Annotated in this window: 9 protein-coding genes; 1 reads left to right on the top strand and 8 read right to left on the bottom strand. The window is 55.0% G+C overall.

What is annotated here, in order from left to right:
- Positions 1–20: 20 nt before the first annotated feature.
- The 3 genes from lnt to V0R59_RS05240 all read right to left on the bottom strand — a co-directional run bounded on the left by lnt (position 21) and on the right by V0R59_RS05240 (position 3555).
- Positions 21–1460, bottom strand: coding sequence for an apolipoprotein N-acyltransferase (gene lnt / locus V0R59_RS05250; protein ID WP_058147053.1), 1440 nt, complete (start codon positions 1458–1460; stop codon positions 21–23).
- Positions 1461–1754: 294 nt separating this feature from the next.
- Complete coding sequence (locus tag V0R59_RS05245; RefSeq protein WP_009686175.1) at positions 1755–2516, bottom strand: ZIP family metal transporter; 762 nt, start codon at positions 2514–2516, stop codon at positions 1755–1757.
- A 142-nt stretch (positions 2517–2658) separates the two neighbouring features.
- On the bottom strand, positions 2659–3555 hold the full coding sequence (locus V0R59_RS05240) for a cation transporter (protein WP_033991403.1): 897 nt from the start codon (positions 3553–3555) through the stop codon (positions 2659–2661).
- A 98-nt stretch (positions 3556–3653) separates the two neighbouring features.
- Between V0R59_RS05240 and cadR the strand changes: the two genes are divergently transcribed.
- On the top strand, positions 3654–4088 hold the full coding sequence (gene cadR / locus V0R59_RS05235) for a Cd(II)/Pb(II)-responsive transcriptional regulator (protein ID WP_008175821.1): 435 nt from the start codon (positions 3654–3656) through the stop codon (positions 4086–4088).
- A 329-nt stretch (positions 4089–4417) separates the two neighbouring features.
- Here the strand turns inward: cadR and V0R59_RS05230 are convergent, their stop codons facing one another.
- From V0R59_RS05230 to V0R59_RS05210, 5 genes are all read right to left on the bottom strand, one after another.
- A complete protein-coding gene (locus V0R59_RS05230; RefSeq protein WP_052029286.1) occupies positions 4418–5194 on the bottom strand; it encodes a M48 family metallopeptidase in 777 nt (258 codons plus the stop codon).
- Positions 5191–8466, bottom strand: a complete 3276-nt coding sequence (locus tag V0R59_RS05225) for a type I restriction endonuclease subunit R (RefSeq protein WP_033991400.1) — start codon at positions 8464–8466, stop codon at positions 5191–5193. The genes V0R59_RS05230 and V0R59_RS05225 overlap by 4 nt, the downstream gene beginning before the upstream one ends.
- Complete coding sequence (locus tag V0R59_RS05220; RefSeq protein WP_033991398.1) at positions 8463–9962, bottom strand: VWA domain-containing protein; 1500 nt, start codon at positions 9960–9962, stop codon at positions 8463–8465. The genes V0R59_RS05225 and V0R59_RS05220 overlap by 4 nt, the downstream gene beginning before the upstream one ends.
- On the bottom strand, positions 9953–11488 hold the full coding sequence (locus V0R59_RS05215; protein WP_330072652.1) for an AAA family ATPase: 1536 nt from the start codon (positions 11486–11488) through the stop codon (positions 9953–9955). Before V0R59_RS05215 ends, V0R59_RS05220 begins: the two co-directional genes overlap by 10 nt.
- Before the next feature lie 82 nt (positions 11489–11570).
- Positions 11571–12665 (bottom strand): PD-(D/E)XK nuclease family protein, encoded by a 1095-nt coding sequence (locus tag V0R59_RS05210; RefSeq protein ID WP_003291345.1) that lies wholly within the window; start codon positions 12663–12665, stop codon positions 11571–11573.
- Positions 12666–12698 lie beyond the last annotated feature (33 nt).

The following is a 12698-nucleotide window of genomic DNA, read 5'->3' as shown; positions in this document are numbered from 1 at the left end:
TCGCTGCTAAATAACAAGCGTCATGTACCCAACCGATGATGCCGACGAATTCGACGGAGCAGGAGCAGGCCGAGTCCGAGTGCGGTCAGGCCAAGGACAGGCCAATCCCGCCAGCGCACATAAGGGGGCGCGCCAGTTCGCGGTGTCACTTCGGCGCTGAGGGTGGCCACTTCGAACTGCGGAGCACGCTTGAGCACTTTGCCCTCATGATTGATGGCTGCTGTGATACCGGTGTTCGTGGCTCGAAGAAGGTCACGTCCGGTTTCGATGGCACGCATGCGTGCCATCTGGAAATGCTGGAGGGGGCCGAGCGAGCTGCCGAACCAGGCATCGTTGCTGACATTCACCAGTAACTGCGCTTCGGGCAGAAGCTCAGTGACTTCGGCACCAAAGACCGCCTCGTAGCAGATGAGTGCCCCTACCGGCACCCCTGCTGCATTCAGGACGTGCGCTTCCCGTCCCGGTGTGAAGTCGGACATGGGCGCCCCGAGCACGTCGAGGGCCGACCCCAAAAGATCCCGAAACGGAACATATTCACCGAAGGGCACCAGGTGGCGTTTGTAGTAGAAGCCTGAGGGATCGGAGAGGCTTACCACGGCGTTGTAGGTACGGCCCTCCGCCTCGCGTACCGGGACGCCAATCATTAACGATGTGCCTGCCTGATCGGCTAACGCCTCAAGCTCAGCAAGATATGCTTTGGCCTGGTCATGCCACATCGGGATTGCCGCTTCTGGCCAGATCACGATATCGGCTCCGAGATGCTGCGCGGTAAGCGCCTGATAGCGCTCAAGTGTGATGTCCCGGTATCTCGGGTCCCATTTCTTGTCTTGCGCGATGTTTCCTTGCAAGAGGACGACATCGATCGGGTCAGCGGCTGGCTGCGTCCATTCACGATCCAGCAGTTGCAAGCCGGCGAGGGTAGCGACTAACACGGCACCGACTACCGCAGCACGGCGCAGGCTTGGCCCCTGGACAACCCAGGCAAGCCCGCCAGCGAGAAGTGCCACCAGTAAACTCACGCCAAGCACGCCAAAGACGGGAGCGATAGTGGCAAGTGTGGTGTCGGTCTGGCTGTAGCCAATGAAGAGCCAGGGAAAGCCGGTCAAGAACCAGGTGCGCATCCATTCACTCAGCACCCATGCCGCAGGTAGCCCTAGCCAGAGTGCCATTGCATCCATCTCAGGGCGCAGGCAGCGCACGAGGTACGCGACGCCCCATGGAAAGAGGGCGAGCAGCGAGACAAAGGCCGCCGTGACTAACACCGCCACCACGGGGCCATTGCCGTACTGGCTAATGCTGATAAAGACCCAGGAGACACCCGCGCCGAAGTAGCCAAGGCCAAAGAGGTAGGCCGACCACAGCGCCTGACGCCTTGAAGACTGCGCGGTCAGGACAAAAAATGTTGCCAGAGCGATCACCGCAAGCCATGCCCAGCCCACAGGGGCAAAGGCAAGCGGCATGGCGCCTCCAGCAAGTAGAGCCATCCCCCCTGTCAGAAGCGGCTTATAGCGCACGCCCGTGTATAGGCTAGAGGGTAGCGCGCACTTATCACCCAATGCTCTCTCGCCTCCGAATCCAGGATCAACCCTGTGGCTCATGCTTTCTTGCTCCGCTTAATCAAGCTGCGTCAATTCATTCGGCCGGCTGGCCAGGGTGGCAAAGTGAATGTTTCTGGACTCGACTAGGTGCGCCGTAAGCTGGGAGCTGCTTCGTATTCGGCCAGCACGACAGTGGCTGTGTTGGGGAGCAGTACGTTAGCTTTGCGATACCACCCCTTCCAAGCCCGCTGATACCAGAACGAACAGGACGAAGCCGCCTATGAAAGCCAGCGGTGAGATGTGCGTATCGTCACCGCTCTCGTGAGCCTCGGAGACCATATCTTCGATGGCAGCGACCGTGAGAAGGCCTGCCGTGAACGTCAGTGCCGCTAGCTTAAATGCCTCCGGCTGGTTCCTGAGTACGAAGTAAGCAAAGACGGCTGCCGAGAGCACAGGAATCGCGAAGGAAGCAGAGAGCAGTATCCGCTTGCTACGAGGGATTCCTTTATCTTTCATGGTGGCGATCGTCGCAAAGCCCTCAGGAACATCGGCGAGAACCTGACCCGCCGCCAGGATTATCGCGACCGACGGTGAGACCGCCGACCCCGCCCCGATCAGGAGGCCATCGCTGAACAGGTCGATGGATACGGCGATATAGATCATCCAGACACTCGTCTGACCGCCTTCTCCCTGCTGGCCTTGTCGCTTCTGGAGACTCTCAACGAGCTTCTCGATACCTACGTAAGCAATGCCGCCCAGCGCGAAAGCGAGGGCGATTACCCAGGCTGAGAGGTTCTCTAGCACGCGCGGCATGATTTCAACCGCCACCACCGCAATGACGAGGCCGGCAGCGCCGTGAAGGGCGTAATTGAGACGGCGCCCGGTAGTTCGGGAGGCCTCCGCAGCGAGCCCACCACTAAAATTGCCTAAGGCGGGCAACAGCGCCAGGCCGAGTACCAGCCAGATACTATCCATCATCTTCCTTCCTTGGTTGATTCCTAGATACGCTACCTTGCTGGCTCCGAGCCTTCGCGCTATATGCTGTCGTTCAGGCCTAGCGCGCTTGTACAGCCACTTCGATCAAGTGTCCCAGGCATCGATAGCTGCGTACCGTGCAGCCTCACCCCTTGAGCGCCAGGATGCGCCGAGCGCCGTTGAGGACGATCAGGCCCACGATGGTACCGATAATCAGGTCAGGGTAGCTGGACCCCGTCCAGGCGACCAAGGCACCGGCGGCGATGACGCCCATGTTGATCACCACATCATTGGCCGAGAATATCCAGCTTGCCTTCATATGCGCGCCGCCTTCGCGGTGCTTGGATATCAACAGCAGGCAACCGGTATTGGCGATCAACGCGACGAAGGCGATCGCCATCATCATCAGCGATTCAGGCTCACTACCGAAAACAAAGCGTCGCACCACCTCGACGAGTACGCCGATAGCCAAAATCAGTTGCAGTACCCCTGCCAGATGCGCGGCACGTACCTGCATTTTCGCACTGCGCCCTACGGCATAGAGAGCCAGGCCATAGACGGCTGCATCGGCAAACATATCCAGGGAATCAGCGATCAGGCCGGTAGACTGGGCGATCAGGCCAGCAGTCATTTCCACCACGAACATGATCGCATTGATACCGAGCAACACGCGCAGAGTGCCTGACTCCTGCGTAGCAGAGACTGCCGAGCTCTCAGCGGCCTTGATCGTCTCTGGGTCGGCAATGACGGTTTCCTGAAGAGAGGCGCCTAGCCCCAAGGTCGCCAGTTTCGCGGTAATGGGCTCAGCCTCGCCGTCATGCACGACCTCCAATCGGCGGTTCGACAAGTCGAAGGACAGCGTTCGAATCTCATCAAAGCCGTTCAGCGCCAAGCGGATCATCCGTTCTTCTGAGGGACAATCCATCTTCGGCACAGCATACACGCTGACCCATTCCCCTGACGCTTTGGAGGAGACCGGCATATCGGTATCCGCTGCAGGCGTTGCATCGCAGCTACATGGGCCACCACAGGCTTTACTCACGATACGGCTCCAGTTAACCAACATAGATTGCTAGTATTAAAAACTATATAGCTACTATAAGGTCAATGGGACAGATGATCCGTTGAGGAGTAAGCCTGATGCGCATTGGTCAGTTAGCCCAGATAGCGGGTATCGACACGCAGACGATCCGCTTCTATGAGCAGCAGGGCCTGTTGCCGCCGCCAGAACGGCAGGAGAATGGTTACCGTGTCTATACCGAGAAGCATGGCGAGTGGCTTGCCTTTATCCGCCGCTGCCGAATTCTGGACCTGTCACTGACAGAGATTCGCGAGCTACAGAGCTATCAGGACGACCCTCGCCAGCCCTGTACCGCCGTCAACGCCATGCTCGATGACCACATCTCTCATGTGCGGTCGCAGATAACTGCTCTGCAAGCGCTTGAGCAACAACTCGTTTCACTGAGGGCGAGTTGCAACGAGGGTCGGGAGATCAATGCCTGCGGCATCCTGACGGGGATCAGCGAGGAGAGCAAACAACAGCTGTATAGGGCTAGCTCAGGCCGTAAGGACTGAGCAGAGACATGCCGGACCTTGCAGTGACATTGTGAATGCATGGTGTGTTGATCGCGAAGCCTCACTGCGTATCTCGGCATGCGAACCTGGGCGTTGCTGCAAACTTGCAGGGGCCGTGAAGAAGAGTCGTCATCAACCAGGTAATCCGCTGAGCTGATGGTTGGTTCCGTCATCATGATATGAGCCAATCAACCAAAAAATCCGGATACCCGAGCTTTTCTGCGGGGCCCAGCGTTTTCGATTTCACGCTGCTGGTGGAACAGTCAAAACAAGGCAGCTAATCCTTGGCTATCAAGCGTTTTGGCAAGCGCGCGCTAATCAAACGATGCTCAGCCGCCGTTCAGCAAGGCAGCCGCCATACCGTCCAGTCGTTTTTTAGTCTTTTCCCATTGCGGCATGACCTGCTGCATAAGCCGGTAGAAACGCTCACTGTGGTTGTGTTCGGCGATGTGACAAAGCTCATGCAAGATCACATAGTCGATGCACTCGCGGGATGCTTTAACCAAGTGGGGGTTGAGCGTGATACGGCCCGCAGGTGAACAACTGCCCCACTGTGTTTGCATGCTTAGGATGCGCAGTGGCGGCTTGGCTGCAACCCAAAGGGCTTGTTGCAAGACAGCATCTAGACGTCGATCAAACACCTCTCGGGCGCGAGCTTTGTACCAGGCGTAAAGGAGTTCTCGGATCTTGTCTGCCGACTTGACCCGAACAGAAACCTCAAGCTTGCCCCGCAACAAACGCACCTGCTGTAGCTCATCAGGCGCCTCAATCACCTTGAGCACATACTGCTTGCCTAAGTAGTAGTGGCTTTCCCCGCTGATGTACTGCCGCGGGCGAACGTGCGTTAGCTGAGCACGGAACTCACGAAGCTGCTCATAGATCCAGCGACTGCGTCGTTTCAGCGCGGCCAATACCTGTTCATCGCTGGCCCCATCCGGCGCACTGACGCGCACGCGGCAGTCTGGATCGACCTTGATCAGAATGCGTGAAACATCGCGGGCCCTTCGCGCCCTTTCAACCTGTATCAACTCATCGGCATAGTGAAAGCTCAGCCAGCTCAACACTGCGGGGGCAGGTGGAGCGCTCATGACGATAGGCACACTCATAAGCCGGACAAGCCTACTCGCGTGATTTGCACCACCCACTCAACCATGGCCTTCGCCTGATCCATACCAGCGCCCACAGCTTTGCACTCCTTGAAGAGCAGCGGCAGTAGCTTCTTACGAATATCGCTTTCGATATTTTGTGGGTTGATTGAGTGCTCAGCCACTGAGGTCGTGACCATTTCATCCAGGCTGAAAGCCAGTTTTACCCAGTGCTCCTGTGCATGTTCATCAGCTGAAATCAAGGCCTCAGGAAGGCTCTTCTTGAAAATGCCGAAGTACGCCTGGGCATGCCGGTTACCTGCAAAAGCATCTGGCAGCTCATCGAGCTTGCGGGCCTGCACCTTCTGCTCAAATTCGTGGAATAGCAGGTATTGCTTGAGCGGGTGGTCAAATAGCTTTGCCGCCTCTTCGATGGCCTGGCGCAGCAGTTTGGAGAACGCCTCTTGGGCGTAGGGGTCATCACGCAACTCCTGCTCAATCATCTTGCTGACACGGGTCTTGATGATGTCTGTTTCGTTGCGCGTCTTTTCCTCGCTCCACTGTTCAGGCTTTTGCTGCCCCATCTTGCCGACTTCATAAACCCCAACGGGGTCTTTCACCTCGACGCCTACCACATGCTTATCCAGCAGCTTGCGTACCTGCTCGGCATACTGGTCGTAGTTCACCGTTTCACCGGCATCTTGTTTGGCGAGTTGGCGCAGACTGGAGAACTGTTTAAGAGTTTCCTTGTAATGAGCTCTGTCGGCATCGCTAAAGCTGGTGTCCTCGAAGAAGGATGCTGACTGCAAAGCGACCTTTAGGCAGGTAGCGAACTCGGTCAGCGCTTCATAGAAGTCGTCGCGTACCTTGAGATTCACATCAACCAGCTCACCATCGCGCTCTTGCATCCTAGGCACCAGTACTTGGCGCAGCTGTTCGATGTCACCTTTGTTTTTCACATCGGAGAATATCGCCCAGAGGTTCTTATGCAGCTGGGGTAGCCGTTTGTACTCGCTGCTCATCTGGTTGTAGAGGCCAGCGATGTCATTGATGTCATAGCCGCCCTGGGTGCGCGAGGCCAGATCCTGATACTTTTGGATCGTGGTATCCAGCTCGGAAAGGATGCCCCTGTAGTCGATCAGCAAGCCAAACTTCTTTAGTGGATGCAGACGGTTTACCCGAGCAATCGCCTGGATCAGGTTGTGCTCCTTAAGTGGCTTGTCGATGTAGAGCACGGTGTTTTTCGGCTCATCGAATCCCGTCAGCAGCTTGTCCACCACAATCAGGAGCTTGAGTGAGTCATCCTTGTCGAATCGCTCGATCAATTGCTTGGTGTAGGTCTGCTCATCCGTGCTGCCGACGTTTTTCTTCCACCACTGGGTTACCTCGGGAGAGGCCGCCTCATCCACATCGGTGTTGCCCTCACGGCTATCCGGCGGGCTCATCACAACGGCGCTCTCGAACAAGCCTGCCTCATCCAGGTACTGCTTGTATTTGATTGCCGAGGCCTTGCTGTCGCAGGCCAATTGACCCTTTAGCCCCTCGTCGATGTTCTTCACGAAGTGGTTAGCAATATCTAGAGCTATCAGGCGAATACGGTCATCCGCGCTATAGATTTGCCCCTTCTTGGCGAACTTGCGCTTGAGGTCGGCTTTCTGCTGCTCGTTTAGCCCTTCAGTGATTCGCTCAAACCAACTGTCGATGGCGCGCGCATTTACATCCAGATCAGGTATCCGCTCTTCATAGAGCAACGGTGTCACAGCCTGATCCTCCACTGCGCGCTGCATGGTGTAGGCATGCACGATGGGGCCAAACTTGTTCGTCGTCTTATCGTCCTTGAGCAGCGGTGTGCCGGTAAACGCGACAAAGGCCGCATTGGGCAGCGCCTGCTTCATGCGGATATGGTTTTCACCGCCTTGGCTACGATGACCCTCATCGATAAGCACGATGATGTCGGCACTGGTGTTCACGCACTGTGGCAGCTTGGTAGCGCTGTTGAACTTCTGGATCAGCGAGAAAATGATGCGCTCGTTGCCCTTACCGATTTGCTCAGCCAAGCGCGTGCCGGAAGTGGCCATGGCAGCCTCGCGATCCTTCTTGCCAGCCAGTTCGCCGCCCGAGGCAAACGTTTTGCTCAGCTGGCTTTCCAGGTCAACCCGGTCGGTGACCACCACAATGCGGCACTGCTTGAGAGAGTCATGCAGGATCAGCGCCTTGCTCAGAAAAACCATGGTGAATGATTTGCCCGAGCCGGTTGTATGCCAGATGACACCACCTTCACGACCGCCGTCTTTGCGTTTCTGATTGATCCGTTCAATCAGCCGTTTGATGCCGAAAACCTGTTGGTAACGCGCGACGATCTTGCCGGCCTTCTTGTCGAACAAGGTGAAGAAACGAGTCATCTCCAGCAGCCTGGCTGGGGACAATAGGCTAATGAGCAACTGATCTTGGCCTGTCAGTGCGAGCTCGCCGCCAGCGATCAGGTTTTCGTACCAGTGCAGATCAGCCGCTGGGCGATGGCTGAAAATTGCCGCCTTCTGCACACCAGTCAGTTGGCGATTCTTTAGCGTGTACAACTCAGAGGTAGAGATATCCTCTTCGCGCCAGGCCGCCCAGAACTTAGCTGGCGTGCCGCAGGTGGCATAGCGCCCATCGCTGCCATTGATCGACAGCAGTAGCTGGCTATAGGCGAACAGTTTGGGAATTTCGTCATGGCGCTGGTTGCGCAGGCTTTGCGAAACGCCTTCGTCGATTGTCGGGCCTTTTTGTGCATTGCCATCCGGGCGCTTGGCCTCGATTACGACCAGAGGAATGCCATTGACGAAGCAAACGATATCCGGCCTGCGCGCTTCCACACCGCCGCTGCGGAGCACGCGAAATTCTTCAGTGAAGATAAAACTGTTGTTGGCTGGATTGTGCCAGTCGATCAGCGCCACGGTTGGGCTGGCCTTTTTACCATCCACGAACTCCGTCACCGAGATGCCATACAGCAGATGGTTATAGAGCCGTTCGTTTGCAGCCATCAATCCTTCATTGAGTGCAGGGCTGCACACTTCACTGATCAGGTTGTCGATAGCTTTTGCGGAAAGCGGGTACTCACCGCCTCCAAACAGGAAGCGCCGCTTACTCAGCTGCTCACGCAGCACATCACGCAGCACCACTTCATCGCTCTTACCGGCCCGCGCAGCCAGAGCGTGCTCGGGTGACATGAATTCCCAGCCGAGGTTGCATAGCAGCGCCAGAGCAGGAAGCTTTGCGCTGTACTCCTCCTGAAATTTCGGTGTTGGTGTCATGCGCTGTGATTCTCCGGGCGGCCATCCAGTTTTCGCTGAAAACCAATCAGCTCATGAATCTGGCTGCTGTGTGGGTCATAGACCCATTCATGATCAAAAAGGCTGGTTAAACGCTGAGTCATAAAGCAATCGCCTACGACCAGGGAATAGAAGCGGTTGCCATGAGTACGCTGCTGCTCAATTTGCTGGCGTAAATGCTCTGGCAAGCTAGCCATGATGAAGTCTGAAATCATCAACAGGTCTGCTCGTTCATAGGCTTCGCTTTTCATCACACCCAACGCATGATCCAATGCCGGGATCGCATCCGTTCCGCCGTGAAAGGACATGCCTAGAAACTTGATCAACGCCTCCATGCCAAAGTCGTCGCCAAGATCCAGCGTCTCGATGCCGGTGGAAAAATTAATCAAATAGCATGCTCGCTTTTGCTGCCTGGCCTTGCCTGCAATGAAGAGCGCCACGGCTTTGGCAACCGTCTCAGGCATACCGCTCATAGAGCCGCTGGTGTCGACACAGATCACCATTGGCCCTTGTTTAGCTGCCTCTTCAACGCTACGCAGCTCTTCCTTTTGGTGATGTTGCTGCACGCGCTGAATGCCCTGCATGTCAAAACACATCAGCCGTGACTCGACGTACTTGAGGTCGAAAAGAATGGACGTTTCGGGATCAGCCAAAAGCGCCAACTCACTCGGCAGCATATGCTCGATATCACGCCCCAAGCGAATGCCGATGATCTCTTCCCGCGAATTGATATCCGGTAACTCGATGTCTTGCGAATAACGCACCTGAGCCCGCTCAATGCGCTCTGACAACTCCAGCTGGCGCAGCTTGCCTAGCAAATCACATAGCGACCGAACACCCGGATCATTGGCCAAGTAGTTAGCCCACCGCTTAAAGCGCTCGATCTCTTGTGCAGAGAAATTTCCTTTGGACAGGTCAAGTAATATACCTGGGTCCAACCCCAGAATTTCCAACTGCTGTTGAAGCTGTTGCAGTAACTGCAGAAATACCTCGAGCTCCTCCATGAACTGCCGGCGCAGCATGGATATGCGCTCAAGCTCCCACTCGACCCGCGCTTTATCTAGCGCCTTTTGCCATTCATCTCGTAAAAGGCGGGCACTTACGGTGCTATCGGCCTTACGTTTTTTGTTAACTGTTGGAGAGGCCGTCACCGCTGCTAGCTCACGCTGCCAAAAAGATTGATTGTCCGGCAGTTTGGCTACACGACAGAGCGCAACATACTCCGCAACAGCTGCTGCCAGTTCTGCACTAGAAATAGGGGGAGACTGGTTCCGGGTTTGCCAGTTCGAGAGCTGCTGCTCATATAGCGCAAAGGGGAACTCAGCTTTCAGCTCTTCAGCCGAGGCCAGTTGCCACAGCCGAATCCTCTCTGCTATGTGACCTGCAATCGAATCAGAGTCTCTTAATAGCGACGCGAAGATACGCTGAGCATTATCGCTAACATCCTTGGCAGCACTAGCCAGTAGATCTAGCGGCATAATTCTTCCAGCCGCTCGCAGTCTTTGATACGAAGTTGCAAACCTTCGATTTGTAGTGCTATTCCGGAAATTGCTAGAGAAATCTTATCTGCCGGCACAAAAGGCGAGCTCAGCTTAGTCTCGTAGGCTTTAAATTTTTTCTCTACTTTTTTCAGAGTGAAAGAGAGCTTCTCGCGAATTTCACTCACCGAAGAGGAAAGGGAGGTGATTAATCGTATGTTAATATCTTCCTTTCTGTCGCCTTTGTGAAAAAGAACTTCAGGTGTGAACTTAATGCTCAGGTAATCCACGTGGCCGTTAGATAAGATGATCTGACAGGTTCCTTGTCCGTCAAATTTGCACTTAACACTTTTTTGTTCATTGCCTTTGTTGTCTAGCGGGTGGAACTCGTCTTTTGTCTTGAGTCTATCTTTTGCGATGAATATCTCAAATGCTTTTTCGTAGTTGCTGTAGTAGCTGTTTTTAGGCTTGAAGGTGCCTTTGCATTGAAAGAAATCCTTGTTGGAGAGCTTTACCGTTTTGTAAATATCAGCAGAATGGAAAAGCTCCTTCTTTATCTCCTTGTCTAGTGCGTCTTTCTCTTTATCCAGTGCAGCCAAATCTATACCACTATCAAACCCACAGGCCTTTACCGCCTCCGCAACGATATCCCAGACAGCCTGACGATTTTCTTCATGAGTCCACAGGCAGTGCTGCAGCAGCAAGGCGTCACTATGGTTGGTTTCCTTGCGATCATTAAAAAAGGCTGCTGCCTTCATAAGCATCGCTGCGCGCTGCCAGCGGCGGTCGGAGACATAAACCTTGAGCGTTTCGTATTGCTGCCCCAGCTGTTCGCGGATCAAGTGGATGATGGTTAGCGTCTCAGCAGACAGCTTGACCTGATGCAATTGGGTCATCCATTCATCCCATTCGCTGGACTTCACCTGTTGAGCCGAGGGGATGTCGATTTTGGCTTCGGTCGGTTTGCTATTAAGTAGCTGATCGAAGTGCTGGGCTTCACGAATGGGCTCCACCATCAGCCTCACAATAAAGCGGTCATACAAGGCTTCTAGGCCTTGATTGGCATCTGGCGTTTCGTTGGATGCAGCAATCAGGGCCTTGAGTGGGGCTTTCTCAATGGCTTCACCATTACGGAACACATGCTCGTTAATCAACGTCAGCAGGGTATTCAAAATAGCGGGGCTGGACTTCCAGATTTCATCAAGGAAGGCGAAATCGGCCTTGGGCAGATAACTATCTGTTTTGCGAATGTAGCGATCTTCTTTCAGCGCTTTTATGGACACAGGGCCAAACACCTCTTCAGGTGTGCTGAAGCGGTTCATCAGGTATTCGAAATAGGTTGGCTGCTCAAAGGCGCAGGCTATACGGCGAGAAATCAGACTCTTGGCCGTGCCGGGTGGCCCGTATAAGAATGTATTCTGCCCGCAGAGTGCTCCCAGCACGGATACCGCGATGATCTCTTCACGCTCAAACATGCCCGCGCTTACGCTGGCGACCAAATCCCCGATACGCTTTTGCAAACCCACATCCAACTCCTTGCAATCACTCGGCAGCCCTCATGGCTACCACATGGTCAAAAGCCGCCAGGTAATCTGACAGACAATGTAATTAAGCCTCAGTGTGCTGACCGACTTGCGCACGTATTCCGTTTTCGAAAGTCATCAGCAGCTTCATTTTCTCAACGATCAGGCCAAGCACTTCCTCTTCATCAAAGTGATCCAGCACCCAGCTAAAACCCAGGATGCTGTTGTTCTTCCCCTCACTCCATACCTTGGTTTCGTTACCCGTGAAGAGCTTTCGGCCCTGCTCTTGCAGCGTCTCATCAACATCACACAGGTATACCCGTACCGATGGCTTCATCGTGCTGTTGGCACCGCTCAGGTAGAGCACAACGTCAGACCAAGTTTTCCAGTTGTCGGAGGCATAACGCAGTGCGGGGCCATTCTTCCAATTGTGCCGCCGGGTATAACGCGCATAGCCGGGCACCTCGGCATCGAGCTTGTCGAGCACCTTAGCGTCGAGGGCATCAATGACCTGGTCCTTGAGGCGCGTCAGCTTGTTGATTTGATGCAGGTGCTCGATAACAAAGTTGACGGCTTTGGCGTCCATGGCCTTCTCCACAGTGATGTTTTCCAGATGCAGCAGGAAGTCGCGGGCAAACACCTGCCACTTATCTACAGGATGAGTCAGCATGCGCTGAGCCAGTTGCTGACGTGCAGCGTCAATAAACTTCGCATAACTCAAGCCATGCCATGCGACCCGCACGCTTTTGCCTGATGGTGAGAGCACGGCATAAACCAGCGGGCGCTCACCGTCATTGAGTTTGCGCTGAGCGAAGGCTTCATAGTCGGCAAAGGGGTTCACTTGTCCGTGGAAAATCTTGTTTTCCAAGAGCAGATCCCATCCATCACCGGGGAGCACCAGGTCGATACGGTTGCTGTTATGGGTGACCACCTCGCGCTGGGGCGCCGCTCGCAAACTAGGCGTCAGCATTGAGGTATTGGGCAGGCAATTCAGCAGCGCAGTGAGGAAGCACTCTTCCAGTCCATGCACCTGCGCTGGATTGAGGAAGAACGCCAGCAAATCCGTGGTGGGGTTTTCGTAATAGCCGCGCCCACCCAAGGCAAAAATGCTCGGCTCTCGCTCAGGCTGATAAAAGCGCTCGGCCTTCGCCAGCAGTGCGCGCAGTTGTTCCAAATCCATGGTGTAACTCCCTGATCGAGTGAGCGGGCAATT

The organism is Pseudomonas ulcerans (assembly GCF_036324125.1).
Classification (GTDB): Bacteria; Pseudomonadota; Gammaproteobacteria; order Pseudomonadales; family Pseudomonadaceae; genus Aquipseudomonas; species Aquipseudomonas ulcerans.
The sequence above is the reverse complement of the archived record's forward strand: the minus strand, read 5'-3'. Positions and strand labels throughout refer to the sequence as shown.

Bases quoted from the DNA above. Each gene is read 5' to 3' on its own strand.
- lnt (WP_058147053.1), bottom strand. From the start codon at position 1,460: ATGCCGCTTGCCTTTGCCCCTGTGGGCTGGGCATGGCTTGCGGTGATC.
- V0R59_RS05245 (WP_009686175.1), bottom strand. From the start codon at position 2,516: ATGATGGATAGTATCTGGCTGGTACTCGGCCTGGCGCTGTTGCCCGCC.
- cadR (WP_008175821.1), top strand. From the start codon at position 3,654: ATGCGCATTGGTCAGTTAGCCCAGATAGCGGGTATCGACACGCAGACG.
- V0R59_RS05230 (WP_052029286.1), bottom strand. From the start codon at position 5,194: ATGAGTGTGCCTATCGTCATGAGCGCTCCACCTGCCCCCGCAGTGTTG.
- V0R59_RS05225 (WP_033991400.1), bottom strand. From the start codon at position 8,466: ATGACACCAACACCGAAATTTCAGGAGGAGTACAGCGCAAAGCTTCCT.
- V0R59_RS05220 (WP_033991398.1), bottom strand. From the start codon at position 9,962: ATGCCGCTAGATCTACTGGCTAGTGCTGCCAAGGATGTTAGCGATAAT.
- V0R59_RS05210 (WP_003291345.1), bottom strand. From the start codon at position 12,665: ATGGATTTGGAACAACTGCGCGCACTGCTGGCGAAGGCCGAGCGCTTT.